At 77.0% G+C, this 14,882-nt stretch carries 16 protein-coding genes; all 16 read right to left on the bottom strand.

The window, feature by feature from the left end; translation table 11 throughout:
• The coding region (locus tag OO57_RS32525) for a 4-phosphopantetheinyl transferase (RefSeq protein WP_158715304.1) at positions 1–474 on the bottom strand (474 nt) is incomplete at its 3' end.
• An 11-nt stretch (positions 475–485) separates the two neighbouring features.
• Positions 486–1,586, bottom strand: coding sequence for an alpha-hydroxy acid oxidase (locus tag OO57_RS32520; protein WP_033256333.1), 1,101 nt, complete (start codon positions 1,584–1,586; stop codon positions 486–488).
• The gene (locus tag OO57_RS32515) at positions 1,583–2,278 is read right to left on the bottom strand and encodes a hypothetical protein (RefSeq protein WP_051778537.1); all 696 of its coding nucleotides are present in this window, start codon (positions 2,276–2,278) and stop codon (positions 1,583–1,585) included. The genes OO57_RS32520 and OO57_RS32515 overlap by 4 nt, the downstream gene beginning before the upstream one ends.
• Positions 2,275–2,535: a phosphopantetheine-binding protein gene (locus OO57_RS32510; protein WP_033256332.1), complete on the bottom strand. Its 261-nt coding sequence runs from the start codon at positions 2,533–2,535 to the stop codon at positions 2,275–2,277. Before OO57_RS32510 ends, OO57_RS32515 begins: the two co-directional genes overlap by 4 nt.
• A 28-nt stretch (positions 2,536–2,563) precedes the next feature.
• A complete protein-coding gene (locus OO57_RS32505) occupies positions 2,564–3,502 on the bottom strand; it encodes a 3-oxoacyl-[acyl-carrier-protein] synthase III C-terminal domain-containing protein (RefSeq protein WP_033256331.1) in 939 nt (312 codons plus the stop codon).
• Positions 3,503–3,665: 163 nt separating this feature from the next.
• Positions 3,666–5,276: a condensation domain-containing protein gene (locus OO57_RS32500; protein WP_033256330.1), complete on the bottom strand. Its 1,611-nt coding sequence runs from the start codon at positions 5,274–5,276 to the stop codon at positions 3,666–3,668.
• A complete protein-coding gene (locus OO57_RS32495; protein ID WP_033256329.1) occupies positions 5,273–7,018 on the bottom strand; it encodes a class I adenylate-forming enzyme family protein in 1,746 nt (581 codons plus the stop codon). Before OO57_RS32495 ends, OO57_RS32500 begins: the two co-directional genes overlap by 4 nt.
• The gene (locus OO57_RS32490) at positions 7,015–8,004 is read right to left on the bottom strand and encodes an alpha-ketoacid dehydrogenase subunit beta (protein ID WP_033256328.1); all 990 of its coding nucleotides are present in this window, start codon (positions 8,002–8,004) and stop codon (positions 7,015–7,017) included. Before OO57_RS32490 ends, OO57_RS32495 begins: the two co-directional genes overlap by 4 nt.
• 1 nt (position 8,005) lies before the next feature.
• Entirely contained in the window at positions 8,006–9,007 is a 1,002-nt protein-coding gene (locus OO57_RS32485; RefSeq protein WP_051778536.1) for a thiamine pyrophosphate-dependent dehydrogenase E1 component subunit alpha, read from the bottom strand.
• The gene (locus tag OO57_RS32480) at positions 9,000–9,938 is read right to left on the bottom strand and encodes a phytanoyl-CoA dioxygenase family protein (protein ID WP_081974121.1); all 939 of its coding nucleotides are present in this window, start codon (positions 9,936–9,938) and stop codon (positions 9,000–9,002) included. The genes OO57_RS32485 and OO57_RS32480 overlap by 8 nt, the downstream gene beginning before the upstream one ends.
• Positions 9,935–11,002 carry a 4-hydroxyphenylpyruvate dioxygenase gene (gene hppD, locus OO57_RS32475; RefSeq protein WP_033256327.1) on the bottom strand — a complete coding sequence of 356 codons (1,068 nt, stop codon included), beginning with the start codon at positions 11,000–11,002 and terminating at the stop codon, positions 9,935–9,937. The genes OO57_RS32480 and hppD overlap by 4 nt, the downstream gene beginning before the upstream one ends.
• 63 nt (positions 11,003–11,065) lie before the next feature.
• Positions 11,066–12,373, bottom strand: coding sequence for a beta-ketoacyl-[acyl-carrier-protein] synthase family protein (locus OO57_RS32470; protein ID WP_081974120.1), 1,308 nt, complete (start codon positions 12,371–12,373; stop codon positions 11,066–11,068).
• Positions 12,346–12,990, bottom strand: coding sequence for a beta-ketoacyl synthase N-terminal-like domain-containing protein (locus OO57_RS32465; RefSeq protein WP_063737684.1), 645 nt, complete (start codon positions 12,988–12,990; stop codon positions 12,346–12,348). The genes OO57_RS32470 and OO57_RS32465 overlap by 28 nt, the downstream gene beginning before the upstream one ends.
• Positions 12,987–14,159: a beta-ketoacyl synthase N-terminal-like domain-containing protein gene (locus OO57_RS32460; protein WP_234337602.1), complete on the bottom strand. Its 1,173-nt coding sequence runs from the start codon at positions 14,157–14,159 to the stop codon at positions 12,987–12,989. Before OO57_RS32460 ends, OO57_RS32465 begins: the two co-directional genes overlap by 4 nt.
• 150 nt (positions 14,160–14,309) lie before the next feature.
• Positions 14,310–14,507, bottom strand: coding sequence for a hypothetical protein (locus OO57_RS32455; protein WP_081974119.1), 198 nt, complete (start codon positions 14,505–14,507; stop codon positions 14,310–14,312).
• A gap of 29 nt (positions 14,508–14,536) precedes the next feature.
• The gene (locus OO57_RS32450) at positions 14,537–14,818 is read right to left on the bottom strand and encodes an acyl carrier protein (RefSeq protein ID WP_033256326.1); all 282 of its coding nucleotides are present in this window, start codon (positions 14,816–14,818) and stop codon (positions 14,537–14,539) included.
• Positions 14,819–14,882: the final 64 nt, after the last annotated feature.

Below are 14,882 nucleotides of genomic sequence, written 5' to 3'. Positions count from 1 at the left end.
GAAGAGGGCGGCGCGGCGGGCGGGGTCGGGGGTGGTGCGGAGGAGGTGGGCCTCGGCGGGCGGGAAGTAGCGGGCGGCGAGGGGGGTGGGGTCGGTGGTGGCGAGGATGCGCTGGATGTCGACGCCGACCGGGCGCACGGGGGAGAGGGCGATGAGAGCGAAGGCGCCGGAGTGGGAGAGGTTGAACCGGGGGGCGTCGCCGGGGAGGGCGGGTTTGCCGTGCGGGCCGTGCTGCCAGCGGAGTTCGGCGGGGGCGGTGCCGAGCCGTTCGGCGAGGAGGCGGCGGAGGGCGGCGTGGGCGAGGACGTAGCGGCGGCGGGTGTCGGGGTCGCGGCAGCTGTCCGCGCGCAGCCGTTCGGCGGGGGAGAGGTCGGCGAGCAGGGGGCCCAGGGGGAGGCCGGGGCCGGGGTCGGGGACGAGGTGGAGCAGGACGGTGTCCCGGTGCGGCGGGGCGGTCACGGGAGGGACGGCCACGGGAGGGGCGGTCACGGGGCGGGGGTGAAGGAGACGGCGGTGCGGTCCAGGGCGGTGAGCGCCGGGCGGCCGGTGAGGGCCATGGTGTGGGCGAGTTCGGCGGTGGCCAGGTCGAGGACCCCGGCCACGCCGTCCGCGCCGTCGGCCGCCAGGCCCCACAGGACGGGGCGGCCGAGCAGGACCGCCCGCGCGCCGAGGGCGAGGGCCGCGTAGGCGTCGGTGCCGCTGCGGACCCCGCCGTCGAACAGCACCGGGCAGGCCCCGGCGACCGCGTCGACGACCTCCGGCAGGACGTCCAACCCGGCCGGGGCCCGGTCGAGTTGGCGGCCGCCGTGGTTGGAGACGACGATCGCGTCGACGCCGTGCCGGACGGCCAGCCGGGCGTCCTCGGCGGTCAGGACGCCCTTCAGGACGAGCGGCAGCGGGCTGCGGGCGCGCAGCCAGGCGAGGTCCGACCAGGTCACGGTCGGGTCGACGGCCTCGGCGGTGTGCGCGGCGAGCGCGGAGCGGCCCGGGGCGGGGCGGTGGGCGGCGGCCATCAGGGCCGGGTCCAGGTTGACGGCCCGCACGTCCGGGGGGACGGCGAAGCCGTTGCGGGCGTCCCGGTGGCGGCGGCCCAGGTGCGGGGCGTCCACGGTCAGGACGAGGGCCCGGTAGCCGGCGTCGGCGGCCCGGTCGACCAGGCCCGCGAGCACGTCCCGGCGGCGCAGCCAGTACAGCTGCAACCAGCGCGGCCCGGGCGCCGCGGCCGCGATCTCCTCCAGGGTGCGGGAGGCGAACAGGCTGACCACGTACAGCGCCCCCGCACGTCCGGCGCCGCGGGCGGTGGCGAGCTCCCCGTCGGGGTGCAGCAGCCGGTGGTACGCGGTCGGGGCGACGCCGACCGGAGTGGCCAGCGGGGTGCCGAGCAGCTCCGTGGCGGTGCCGGGCGCCGAGACGTCGACCAGCACCCGGGGCCGCAGCGTGACCCGGGCGAAGGCCCGCCGGTCCGCGTCGAGCGCCTGCTCGTCACCGGCCCCGCCCTCGACGAAGTCGCTTATGGAGGAGGGGAGTTGACGGTACGCCGGTTCCCGGTAGTCGGTCAGCCGGAGCGGGGTGGAAGGCTCGGTCATCGGTCGGCCACCAGCCCCGCCAGCTCCCACCACGGATCGGTGCCCGACCGGGCGGCGGTGGCGGCGGCAGTGGCGGTGGCGGCGGCCGGGTCGATCCGCAGCGGGCGCTCACCGGGCAGCGGGTCGCCGAACAGCAGCGCCACGCCCCGGCTGGCGGCGGGCAGCGCGACCGGGACACCGGGGTCGTACGGCAGCCGGTCCTGCTCCACCACCAGCAGCAGCGCCCGCCGCAGCCCGGCCGAGTCCGCGTACGCCGCCAGCAGCCGCAGCGCGGTGGACGCGGCCGTGCCGCCCTGGTCGGTGACGGCGAAGGAGAGCGGGCCGCCCGGACAGACGTGGCCCAGGCGGCAGGCGGTGGCCCGGCCCGGAGTCAGGTCGGGGACGGAGTGCGCGAGCACCAGCAGGTCGACCTGCTCGCCCGCCGGGACGACCGCCCCGATCAGCGCCTCGGCCATCTCCCCGTACGACTGGCCGGTGGCGTCCGGCTCGGCGGGGGCCAGCCCGTACGGGGCCAGCAGGTCGGACAGGTAGCGGTGCAGCCGGGCCGCGTGCACCGGATCGGCGGCCAGCGCGGACGGTTCCGGGAAGACCAGCCGGGCCGCGCGGCGCACGCCCCAGCCGGACGAGGGAGCGCCGGGCGGGGCGGCGGGCGGGGTGGACAGGGCTGGCGGGAGCAGGGTGCGGATGCTCACGCGTCCGCCAGCAGGTGGTCCGCGACGTACGCGGCGAGCGAGCCGACGGTGGCGAAGTCGTCCCGGCCGAGGTCCTCCACGCTGATCTCCAGGCCGAGGCGCTCCTCCAGTTCCAGGACGAGTTCCAAGCCGGTGGTGGAGTTCAGCCCGAGGGCGTCCAGCAGCGCGGTGCCGGCATCCGCGCCGGACACCTCGCGCTTGAGCACGACCGGCAGCAACTCGCAGATGGTGGAGACCAGTTGGTCACAGGAGGTCATCAGGAGGAATCCTTCGAACGAGGGGTGGTCAGTGCTGGAGGACCATGGCGGCGAACGTCGCACCGCGTCCGGCGCCCGCCGCGGCCATCACGTACGGCTCGCCCGGGCGCAGCAGGCCGCGCTGCCGGGCGGTGCGGTGGTTGAGGAAGTGGTCGGCGCAGAAGACGTGCCCGACCGTCGGCACGTGGTCGAGCACCACCCGCTCGCGCGGATAGCCCAGGACCCGGCAGACCTGGTGCCAGGCCACCCGGTTGACGTTGTGCGGCAGCACGGCCGTCACCCGCTCCAGCGACAGCCCGGCCCGCTCGACGGCCGCCCGCACCACCGCCGCCAACGCCTCGCCGTAGATCCGCTGGAACTCCGACTCCGACTCCGCGCAGTCCGCGACGGTGTCGAACTCGCCGCGCAGGTCGACGGCGTACGACAGCACCCGGTCGCGCCCGCCGGACGCCGACACCAGACAGGCCCCGGCCCCCTCGCCGAAGAACGAACTGCCCGGCACCGCCGCGGCCTCCGGCGTGAACGCCTTCTCCCCGGCCAGCACCAGCGCCAACGCCCCCGGACCGCCGTCCGCGGCCAGCAGCCGACCCGCCGCGTCGATCGCCAACAGGCCCGAGGCACAGGCGTGATGGCCCACCGAGAACACCGGCACCCCCGCGTCCAGACCCAGCTCCGCGCACAACTCCCGCACCGGATCGTGCGGGTACGGGACGACGGTCGGGAAGGAACGGGCGTGCAGCACGTAGCGCACCAGGTGCTCCCGGCCGCGCAGCGCCGCCAACCCGGCCACCGCACCCCGCAGCAGGTCCAGCAGGCTGCCGCCCTCGTCCCGGCTGACCTCGCCCAGCCCGTGGTAGCGGCGGAAGATCCGCACCTGCATCGGCGTCAGCCCGAGCTCCCCGGCCAACGCCTCGATCGGCACCCGCCCGGACGGCAGGTGGTCGGAGACCGCGAACAGCGACGTCACCGGCCCCACCCCCGCCGCGCACCCGTACCCGTACCCGGACCCGGACCCGGGAGGGCGGGACGGACGAAACGGACGGAACGGGCGGCGCCGCAGAGGGGAGCGGGCCGGACGACCGGTCCGGGTGCGCCGGAAGGCAACCGGTCGCCGACCGCGAGCGGGAACGTCACCGCGCCACCCCCGCCCCCACCACGCCGGGGTTCGTGCCCGCGTCCGCGTCGGTGCCGTTCGGACGCGGGCTCGCGGCAGCGTCCGCGGAGCCGGGCGGGTCCGTTCCGTCGTCCGGCGGCGGGCTCGCGGCAGCGTTCGCGTCGGTGCGGTCCGGACCCGGACCCGGACCCGGACCCGGATCCGGACCCGGACCCGGGCCCGCCTCGGCGTCCGCGGGACCGGGGCGGTCAGCGCCGCCGTCCGGCCGCGGGCCCTCGGCAGCAGCGTTCGTGCTCGCGTCCTCCGCCAGGAAGCCGAGCGCGGCCGCCACCGCCAGCTCCTCCACCGTGCGCGCCAGCGTTTCGGCGTCGGCGGGGGAGACGTGGTGGGTGTCCGTCAGGACCTCCACCAGCAGCCCCTCCGGCGCGTCCTCGAACTGGGCCTGCAGGATCCGGCCCGCGAGGTCGGTGCGCCGCACCCAGCGGAAGGTGCTGCGGGCCCGGGCGGCCAGCAGCTCCTCAGCGGTGGGCGCGGGGCGGGGAGCCGTTGCGGCGAGGGTGCTGCGGTCGTTGAAGAAGCACTGCACGTCCAGGTCCTCGCCGCGCTCCGCCGCGACCCGGGCGATCAGCTCGTTCAGCCGCTCCGGGTGGAAGAACGCGTGCTTGTACGCCGCCAGGGTCGCGCCCCGGGCCGCCGCGACGGCGGCCGGGACGCTGCCGTCGCCCACGTCCAGGACGGCGATGCCCGCCTGGGCGGCCATGCAGACCGTCCCGCCGACCACCGAACGGAAGCGGTTGTTGACCACCGGACGGAGCACCACCGGCTCGGCCGCACCGATCCGGCGCAGCGCCAGCGCGTACAGCGCCAGCAGGACGGCGCGCGGGTCGCCGCCGGTGCGGGCGGCGAGCACCGGTAGGGCCAGCGGGAGGGCGGGGGAGCGGAACTCGCCCGTCCAGTGCCGGGGTTCGCGCGGATCGGCGGAAGGGGCGAACCGGCGGGCCGGGACGCTGCGCAGGATCCGCTCCCAGTGCCGCAGCGCCCGCGCGTTCTGCTGCAGCCCGGCCGCCGAGCCCTGCCAGGCCGCCTGCTCCAGCTGCTGCAACCCGACCACCGGGCCGCTCGCCCGCTCACGCACCTCGCGCAGCATGATCGCCCCGCCCGCGGCGTCCGCCACCAGGTGGTTCATGACGCTGACCAGGTGCGTCGGACGCCCGCCCGCCCGCACCACCGCCATCCGCACCGGCCACTCCCCGGCGTGGTCGAACGGCCGCTCCCGGTACGCCGCCTCGACCCGCGCCGCCAGCTCCGCCGGATCCTCCCCCGCGGACGCGTCGTACAGCTCCAGCGGGATCCGGCCGGACGCGAACAACTCCTGCGTGGGGTGCCCGTCCGGGCCGAAGCGCAGCCTGGTCCGCATCGACGGGAACCGGCCCATCAGGTAGCGCAGCTCCGCCGCCACCGCCTCGACCGTGCTGTCCGCGGGGAGGACGGACGTGCCGCCGATCGGCAGCGAGTTGCGCTGCGCGACCATGGCGTGCCAGATCTCCCACATGCCCCAGGACAGTTCGCCGGTGCCCGAACCGTCCCCGGCGAAGGGCACCTCGATCCGCTCGGCGGGGCCCCTCACGGCGCCACCGCCCCAGCGGCCCGAGCGGTCCCAGCGGCCCCGGTCGCCGCACCCACCGCAGCCCGGTGCCGCTGCCGCATCAGGAACTTGCGGACCTTGCCGGTCGGCCCGAGGACCAGCTCCTCCTCGCCGATCACCAGCACCGCGCGCAGGGTCGCCGCCGCCGCGGGCGTCAGCGCCGCCCGGACGGCCGGGGAGCGGTCCGCGGACGGGTCGGCGTCCGGGCGCAGTGCCAGCAGGACGTCCGTCACCACCGGGCCGTCCGCTGCGTCGTCCGCCGCGTCGTCCGCCGGACCGGTGCGCAGCGACACCACCGTGCAGTCGAGCACGTCCGGGCAGGCCGTCAGGATCCGCTCCTCGCTCAGCGCCGTGTACAGCCACTCGCCGCCGCCCAGGTCGACGGCGTCCACCGCCCGGTCGACGTGGTAGTAGTAGCCCTCCGCGTCGCGGTACAGCAGGTCGCCGGTCAGGTAGTAGCCGTCCAGCCGGTTGCGGTACGTCGCCGCCGAGTCGTTCCAGTAGCCGGGCGCCAGCGTCGGCGCCTTCAGGGCGAAGTGGCCGACCTCGCCGACCGGCACCTCCCGGCCGGTGGCCACGTCCAGCAGCGCGACCTCGGCGAAACCGTGCGGCACGCCGATGCAGCGCCCGTACCGCTCGGTGTCCGGGCCGTGGGTGAGGTGGAACGCGGAGTGGCCCATCTCGGTGGAGCCCAGGCCGTCGACGAAGTGCGAGCCGGGCACCCGCCGCACCCCCTCCCGGGTCACCGTCACCCGGGAACCGGCCGCCACCAGGCGGCGGACGTGCGGCTCGTGCGCGCAGTCGCCGGTGTTGAACCAGAGCGACACGGACGAGAGCCGACGCTCCGTCAGGTCGTGCCGGGCCAGCTGCGCCCAGGTCGCGGCGAAGCCGAACACCCCGGTCGGCTCCCAGCGCTCGATCGCCGCCAGCACCCCGTCACCGTCCTGCGCGGACAGGAACAGCACCTCGCTGCGGTGGCACAGCGCCAGGTTCAGCGTGGAGACGCCCGCCGCGTGCGCGGCCGGCAGCGCGCTGAGGATCCGCTCGGTGCCGCGGGCGCGCGGCGCCGCCAGCCGGAACAGCTTCACCGCCGCGAACAGGCTGGCGTGCGAGTGCACCACCGCGGCGGGCATCCGCGTCGTCCCCGAGGAGTGCGTGATCACCACCGGGTCGTCCGCGTGGTGCCGGTACGGGACGGGCGCCGCCGCGGGATCCCCGCTGCCCGGCCCGGCGGCAGGCAGCCCAGCAGCAGGAAGCCCGGCAGCGTGCGGCCCGGCGTCCGCGTGCAGGGCCACGCCCAACTCCGCGCCCGCCAGCCGCTCCCGGTGCTCGGCGTCCGTCAGCAGCGCCGCCGCCCGCAGCCGCCGCACGTACTCGGCCGCCACGTCGCCCGGCAGGTGCCGGTTCAGCAGGGCCGGGACGGCGCCCAGCCAGGTCAGCGCCAGGAAGTTCAGCAGGCAGTCCGCCGACCCCGACACGTACAGCGCCACCACGTCGCGCGGCCCGATCCCGCGCCCGTGCCACCAGGCCGCCCGGGCCGCGACCCGCTCCCGCAGCTGGCCGAGCGTCAGCCCCCGCCCGGCCGGGAAGCCGTCGACCGGGACGTCGAACGCCGCGCCCGGCCCGTCCGGGTCCGCGCCGTGCGCCAGCAGCGAGGTCAGCACGTTGCCCGTGCCGAGCCCCGGGTCGGCGGCCAGCCGCGCCCTGATACCGGTGTCCCTCACGTCCCGCCGCCTTCCCTGAGCACGCCCGTCACTTCTTCGATCGCCGCCAGCAGCCCGGCCCGGCCGGGCTGGCAGGCCCGGTCCAGCGCCGGGGCGAACGGCAGCACCGCCCCCTCCGGGCGGGTCACCCGGCGCGGCGCGGCCCGCAGCCGCGGCCCCTCGGCCGCGGTGGCCAGCACCTCCGCGGCGAACCCGCAGGAGCGGTTGGAGTCGTCCAGCACCACCAGCCGCCCCGTGCGCCGCAGCGAGGCCGCCAGCCCCGCCCGGTCCAGCGGGTGCAGGGTCCGCGGGTCGAACACCTCCACCGAGACGCGCCCCGCCAGCTCCCCGGCCACCGCCAGCGCCTCCTGCACCAGGTGGCCGACCGCGACCACCGTCACGTCCGTGCCCGCCCGGTGCACCCGGCCCCGGCCCAGCGGCACCGGCCCGAGCGCCGCCAGGTCCACGTCCTCGCGCACCCCGAGCGCACCCGCCGGGGCGAACACCACCACCGGGTCGTCGTCGCGCAGCGCCGACAGCAGCAGCCCGTACGCGTCCGAGGGCACGGCCGGCACCACCGTCTTCACGCCCACGTGCGCGAACAGGCCGTACGGGTGGTCCGAGTGCTGCCCCGCCCAGGCCTCCCGCGAGCCCGAGCCCGGCAGCAGGTACGTCACCGGCACCCGCGCCTGGCCGCCCGACATCAGCGAGAACTTGTGCGCCTGGTTGGCGATCTGCTCGAACGCCAGGAACAGCAGCGACGGGATCTGGAACTCCACCAGCAGCCGCAGCCCCACCAGCGCCGCGCCCGTCGCGAACGAGGTGAACGCCTGCTCCGAGATCGGCGTGTCCAGCACCCGCTGGGGCCCGAACCGCTTCGCCAGCCCCGCCGTCACGTTCGACACCGCGACCCGGACGTCCTCGCCGAACACGCACACCGACGCGTCGCGCGCCATCTCGTCGCCCAGCGCCCGGTTCAACGCCTTCAGGTACGACAGCTTCGGCACCTCAGCCCACCTCCGTCGCGTGCAGCGGAACAGGCTCCACCGGCACCGGCACCGGCACCGGCACCAGCGGCGTCGCGTACAGGTGGTCGAGCGCCGAAGCCGGATCCGGGTGCGGCGCGCCGCGCGCGAACTCCACGGCGGCGTCCAGCAGTTCGTCCAGCTCCGCGTCGATCGCGGACCGCACCTCCGGGGCCAGCCGCGCCCCCTGCACCTCCAGCGGGTCCCGGGCCCGGCCCGCCGCCTCCTCCGCCGCCGAGCGGTAGCCCGGCCGCGCCGTGTGCTCCCAGGTGTGGTGCGCGTCGAAGCGGTACGCCGCGCACTCCAGCAGCGTCGGGCCGCCGCCCGCCCGGGCCCGGGCCACCGCCGCGGACGCCGCCGCCAGCACCGCCCGCGGGTCCGTCCCGTCCACCGCGAGCGCCGGGATGCCGAACGCCCGGGCCCGGCCCAGGATGCTGCCCGCCACCGCGTCCGCCGTCCGCATCGAGGTCGCGAACCCGTTGTTCTCGCACACCAGCACCACCGGCGCGCGCCACAGCGCCGCCAGGTTGAACGCCTCCAGCACCACGCCCTGGTTCACCGCGCCGTCCCCGAAGAACGCCACCGCGACCCGGTCCGAGCCCGCCCGGCGCAGCGCCCAGGCCGCACCCGCCGCGATCGGCACCGCCGCGCCCACCATCGCGTTCGCGCCCAGCACGCCCAGCGCGAAGTCCGCCGCGTGCATCGAACCGCCCCGGCCCCGGTTCAACCCCGGCTCCCGGCCCGCCAGTTCGGCCATCATCCGGGCCGGGTCGGCGCCCTTCGCCAGCACGTGCCCGTGCCCGCGGTGGGTGGAGGTGACCACGTCGTCCGGCCGCAGCGCCGCGCACACGCCCGCCGCGACCGCCTCCTGCCCCGTGCACGGGTGGATGCCGCCCGGCACCACCCCCGCCCGGACCAGCTCCACCGCCCGCCGCTCGAAACCCCGGACCAGCGCCACCGTCCGGTACAGCTCCGCGTCAGCCACGGCCGTCCGCCCCCGGGGAGCGCCACAGCACCGGGCAGAACTCCGGGTCCGCGTAGTCCGGCCGCCCGTCCGGCAGCCGCCGCACCAGCACGTCGTGGTTGTACACCGCCGCACCGCCGTCCGACAGCGCGAAGCGCCGGTACTCGTTCGCCCCGTCCTGGAGGTGGAAGGAGACCGCCCGGCGCGGCCGCCCGCTCAGGTTCGGGCCCGAGCCGTGGTAGGTGCGGCAGTGGTGGAAGGACACGTGCCCCTTCGGGATCACCAGCGGCACCTTGCGCACCTCGGCGCCGTTGTGCGCCGCGTTGACCGCCAGCAGCCGCTCCAGGTCGTCCCGGTCCCGGTCCGCGAAGTGCCGGGTCACCGAGTCCTCCCGGCCCACCTCCCGCCAGCGGTGGCTGCCGTCCACCACCGTCAGCGTGCCCATCTCCTCGTCGCAGTCGTGGAACGGCACGAACGCCGTCAGCATCCGCTCCGAACTCGACGTCGACCAGTAGTGCTTGTCGATGTGCCAGGGCACCACGTTGCTCGGCTCGCCCGCCACCGCGGGCTTCAGGATCAGCGTCGACTGGAACACCCGCACCTCCGACACCCCCGCCAGCAGCGCCGCCGCCGCCCCCAGCAGCGGCTTGCACAGGACGCGCGCGATCGGGTCGCTCTCGTAGTGCACGTAGTCGTTGTGCCGCTGCACCGGCCCGTCCGACGGCTTCCAGGCCGCCAGCCGCGGCGGCCGCACCGGCAGCTCCCGGCTGCGCGCCCCCGCGTAGTACGCCTCGGCGGCCGCCGCCAGGGCGTCCACCTCGGCGTCCGGGAACAGCTTCGGCGCCAGGTACCAGCCGTGCTCCGCGTAGAACGCGACGTCCGCCGCGCTCGGCAGCAACTCAAGCTCCTCGGCGGTCAGTTCGAACCGCAGCTCGCCGGTCGTGCTGCTCACTTCGCCACCACCCCGCCGCGCGCCGCCGGCACCCGCAGGGCCGCCAGCTCGCGCTCCTTGGCCGCGTACAGCGCCGGGATGTTCGCGGTGCCGAAGGTGCGGGCGCCGTGCCGCTCGATCAGCTCCCAGAAGAACGTCCGCCGCACGTGCAGCGAGGTCGCGAAGATCTGGTACAGCTCGCCCCAGTGGTCCCGGTCCAGCAGGATCCCGCGGCTGCGCAGCCGCTCCGCCGGACGGACCGGCAGCGTGTCGTAGTAGGCGTCCGGCGTCGGCGCGAACCCGACCCCGCGCCCCGCCATCGCGTCCACCGCCGCCGCCACGTCGCCGCAGGACAGCGCCAGGTGCTGCACGCCCGGGCCGCCGTGCCAGGCCAGGAAGTCGTCCACCTGCCCCGGCTCGCGCGACCCGTCCGGCTGGATCAGCGTCAGGGTGATCCCGCCCGACGGGCTCTGCACCACCCGGGAGAACATGCCCTGCCGGCCGACCTCGATGTACTCCTCGAAGACCACCTCGAACCCGAACGCCTCGCAGTAGTACGCCACCGTGGCGTCCAACTGCCCGTCCGGCACGCACACCGCCGCGTGGTCGACCGCCCGCACCAGCTCCGGCCCCGGCTCCGGGGCCCCCGGCACCGCCACCAGCCCCGGCAGGAACCCGCCGCCCGCGCCGGGCCGCTGCACCAGCCGGTGCACCACGTCACCGAACCCCGACACCACCGCCGTCACCACCCCGCCCCGCTCCCGCGGCGGCTCCAGCCCCAGCGCCCCGCCGGACACCGCACCCGCGTACGCGGCCGCCGCGTCCCGGACGCCGAACGCCAGCACCGCCACCCCGTCCCCGTGCCGGGCGACGTACCGCGCCGCCGGGTGCCCCGGCTCCAGGCCCGAGGTCAGCAGCACCCGGCAGCCGCCCTGCCCCAGCAGCAGACTGCGCTGCCCCGGCAGACCGGTCTCCGGCCCGCCCTGCGCCAGCAGGCGGAAACCGAGCCCCGCGGACAGCACGTACGCCGCCTGGCGGGCGTCCCCCACGTGGAACTCGACGTGGTCGAGATCGAGGAAATCCATCGCGTAGCAGTTCCTTATCTTCACCGACGGTGCGTCAGATTGCTTGTTGTGCACGGAAGTTGCTCAGACCTGCCGGGCCAGGCGGGTGCTCGGCGGGCCCAGCACCAGGCTGACGTTGTGGCCGCCGAACCCGAACGAGTTCGCGACCGCGTACCGGACCCCGGGCGCCGGACGCGCCCCCTTGCGGACGTGGTCCAGCGCGCACTCCGGATCCGGGTCGTCCAGGTTGTGCGTCGGCGGCAGCAGCCCGCGCCGCAGCGCCAGCACCGACACCGCCGTCTCCACCACCCCCGAGGCGCCCAGCAGGTGGCCGGTGACCGCCTTGGTCGCGCTCACCGGCGGCCCGTCCGCCCCGAACACCCGGCGCACCGCCGAGGCCTCCGCCCGGTCGCCCAGCCGGGTGCCGGTGCCGTGCGCGTTCACGTAGCCCACGTCCCCCGCGGCCAGGCCCGCGCAGCGCAGCGCCAGCCGCATGCAGGCCGCCGCGCCGTCCCCGTCCGGGTGCGGCGTGGTCGGGTGGTGCGCGTCGTTGGTCGCCCCCCAGCCCAGTACGTCCGCGTACCCCGCCGCGCCCCGGCCGTCCGCGTGCGCGGCCCGCTCCAGCACCAGCACGCCCGCGCCCTCGCCCAGCACCAGGCCGCCCCGCCGCCGGTCGAACGGACGGCTCGCCCCCGCCGGGTCGTCGGCCCAACCACGGGCCAGCGCACGGGCGTTGGCGAAGGTGTCGGCCAGCGTCGGGAACAGCGGCGCCTCCGAACAGCCCGCCACCACCACGTCCGCCACCCCCTCGCGCAGCAGCCGCCACCCCTCCGCGACCGACTGCGCCCCCGCCGCGCACGCCGTCCCCACCGAGGAGCTGTAGCCCCGGATGCCGTGCCCGATCGCCACCCGGGCCGCCGCCATGTTCGGCAGCATCCCCGGCAGCAGGTACGGGCTCACCCCCAGCCGCCCGCGCTCCGTGCGCGCCACCACCTGCGACTCCAGCGTCGCCAGCCCGCCCGTCCCGGACAGCACCACCGCGATCCGGTACGGGTCCACGTCCCGGCCCGCCACGATCCCGGCGTCCGCCAGCGCGTCCGCCGCCGCCCGCAGCGCCATCACGATGTACCGGTCCACCACCCGGGTCTCCGGCGCGGGCAGCACCGACACCGGATCGATCGGCGGCGCGAACCCCGCCACCTCCAGCGACCCGGCCAACGGCCCGTCCGGATCCGGCCGGCGGAGCCCCGACCGGCCCTCGCACATCGCGTCGAACACCGCCGCGGCGCTCCCGCCGACCGGCGTCACCACGCCCATCCCGGTGACCGTGACGTCCGTGCGCGCGGTCGTGCGCGCGGACGTGCTCACAGCCGTGCCCGTGGCGTTACCCATGGCCGTGCTCCCTCCAGTTGACGGTGAGTGGGACAGTGCTCCTGCGGCGCGAGCAGGACGGCGGCGGCCCGGTCCACCCGTCCCGCCCCGCCCGGCCCGGCCGCCTGCTCGACCAGGACCAGCAGCGCCAACTCGGCGTCCCCGTCCGCGAGCAGCACCTCGGCGACCTCGAACCCGGACCGCGCGCCGCCGACGCACACCACCGGACCGGTCAGCCCCCGGCGCGCCGCCAGGTGCCCGGCCACCGCGTTCGGCACGGCCTGGAAGAACAGCAGCGGCCCCAGCCGGCCCCCGCCGTCCACCGCCTCCGCCACCCGTACCGCGCCCGCCACGTCCCCCAGCGCACTGGCCACCACCACGGCGGTGACCGGCAGTTCGGCGGAACCCGGCCCGTACGCGTACGCGTCCAGGCAGCGCCCGGCGGCCGCGGCGGCCAGCGGGCTGAACGAGGACCCGGTGAACCCGGGCAGCACCGGCAGCGCCACGTCCGCCACCGACTCCGGCCACCGCCCGGCGGCCAGCACCCGCAGCCCGAGGTCCGCCGCCTCCCGCGGCAGGTCCAGGTGCGAGAGGTCCAGCCGGGAGAGGTTCAGCGGCGCGAGGTCCAGGGGGCTCACGGGAGGCCCACCAGCAGCGCCGCGTTCGCGCCGCCGAAGGCCGTGCTCAGGCTCAGCGCGAGGCCGACCGGCGGCCCGGCGGGGGCCCCGGGCTCCCCGGACGCCCGCACCAGGCTCAGCGGACAGTCCGGGTCCGGCCCCAGCAGGCCCGCGTTCACCGGCAGCCGACCGGCCCGCAACGCGGCCACCGTCACCACCAGTTCGAGCAGCGCCCCGGCCTCCAGCGCCTGGCCGTGCACCGACTTCGACGAGGAGACCGGCACCCGCGCCGCCACCGGCCCGAGCGCCCGGTGCAGCGCCGCCGCCTCGGCCGCATCGCCCAGCACGCTGCCCGCACCGTGCGCGTTCACGTACCCGACCCGCTCCGGACCGACCCCGCCGCGCAGCAGCGCCGCCCCGATCGCCCGGGCCAGCCCCGCCCCGTCCGGCCGCGGCCGGCACACGTGGTGCGCGTCGCCCGCCCGGCCCCAACCCGCCAGCACCGCCAGCGGATCCGCGCCCCGGGCCCGCGCCGCGTCCGCCGACTCCACCACCAGCGCGGCCACCCCGTCCCCCAGCAGCAGCCCCGACCGGCCCGCGCTGAACGGGCGCACCCGCCCGTCCCGGGCCAGCGCCCCGCCCGCGTCGAACACCGCGAACTGGTCCGGCTCCACCAGGTACCCGGCCGCCACCACCACCCGCTCCACCCGCCCGCGGGCCACCGCCGAAGCCGCGTCCGCCACCGCGTCCGCCGAAGCCGTGCACCCCGAGGTGTACGCCCGGCCGCCCCCGGCCAGCCCCGTCCGCCGCGCCACCCCGGCCGCGAACGCCCCCACCGCGTGCCCCGGCCGCCACACCGGCGCCGCCCGGGCCAGCGCCGGATCGCCGTGCACCGCCAGGTACAGCGGACACCCGGCCCGCTGCGCCGCGGACAGCCCCGCCGACCCGCACGCCTCGTCGACCACCCGGTCCAACTCCCGTTCCAGCAAAGGCTCCCCGGGGTGCAGCGCGGCCCGGTCCACCCGCCGCCCCGCCACCTCGAACCGCTCCACCGGCCCGAACCCCGACCGCCCCGCCACCGCCGCCCCGAGCAGCGGCCCCACCCCCCGCCCGAACGCGCTCAGCACCCCCATCCCGCCGACCACCACGGACCGGGGGCCCCGACGGGCCGTCAGTACGGTGTCGGTCACCGTCGTTCACCTCCCTGGTTCGCTCGCCCCGCAGGGCCGTTGACTGTGCCGCGGTCTCCCGCGCGTTCCGTCCGCGCCCGTGCGCGGACGGCGGACCGCCCGCGTGCGGAGAGGGCGGACCGGCCGTACGGGGCCGGTACCCGCCCGCCGCTACCGCTCCGCGGCCCGGAGCCCCTCCAGCAGCCGCGCCGCGTCGGCGACCGTGGCGATCCGGGACAGCGCGTCGTCGTCCAACGGCCACCCGTGCCGCTGCTCCAGCACGTGCGCCAGCCAGGCCAGCTCCATCGAGTCGACCCGCTCCGGCACCTCCTGCGGCGCCCGCCCGCCGAACTCCGCGAGCAGCGCCACCACTTCCTCCCGCGCCGTGGCCGCCACGGTCAGCGCCCCGCCGCCGCGGACCCCAGCCGGGCGGCCACCGCCGCACCGAACTCGCCGACCGTCATGGTGCCCAGCAGCTCCGCCTCGTCGTCGTCGAACCGGACGCCGAACCGCTCCTCCACCCGGACGCCCAGCTCGGCCAGCGCCAGCGACTCCAGGTCCGCCCCGGCCGGGCCGAGCCTGGTGTCGTCGTCGACGCCGGTGGTGTCGTAGTTCATCTCGCGCAGCGCGGACAGCACGAACGCGCGGATCTCCGCCAGGGAGCCGGTCTCGATGGACATCGCCGTTCCTTCCTCTTCCTCTTCTTCTTCGTTCTCTTGCTCGATCGGACAAGTCGGATAAGTC

The organism is Kitasatospora phosalacinea, from assembly GCF_000717185.1.
In the GTDB taxonomy this organism is placed as follows: domain Bacteria; phylum Actinomycetota; class Actinomycetes; order Streptomycetales; family Streptomycetaceae; genus Kitasatospora; species Kitasatospora phosalacinea_A.
Note: the sequence above shows the minus strand (reverse complement) of the source record. Positions and strands in the feature narration are given on the sequence as shown.

Bases quoted from the DNA above. Each gene is read 5' to 3' on its own strand.
- OO57_RS32520 (WP_033256333.1), bottom strand. From the start codon at position 1,586: ATGACCGAGCCTTCCACCCCGCTCCGGCTGACCGACTACCGGGAACCG.
- OO57_RS32510 (WP_033256332.1), bottom strand. From the start codon at position 2,535: ATGACCTCCTGTGACCAACTGGTCTCCACCATCTGCGAGTTGCTGCCG.
- hppD (WP_033256327.1), bottom strand. From the start codon at position 11,002: ATGGATTTCCTCGATCTCGACCACGTCGAGTTCCACGTGGGGGACGCC.
- OO57_RS32470 (WP_081974120.1), bottom strand. From the start codon at position 12,373: ATGGGTAACGCCACGGGCACGGCTGTGAGCACGTCCGCGCGCACGACC.
- OO57_RS32450 (WP_033256326.1), bottom strand. From the start codon at position 14,818: ATGTCCATCGAGACCGGCTCCCTGGCGGAGATCCGCGCGTTCGTGCTG.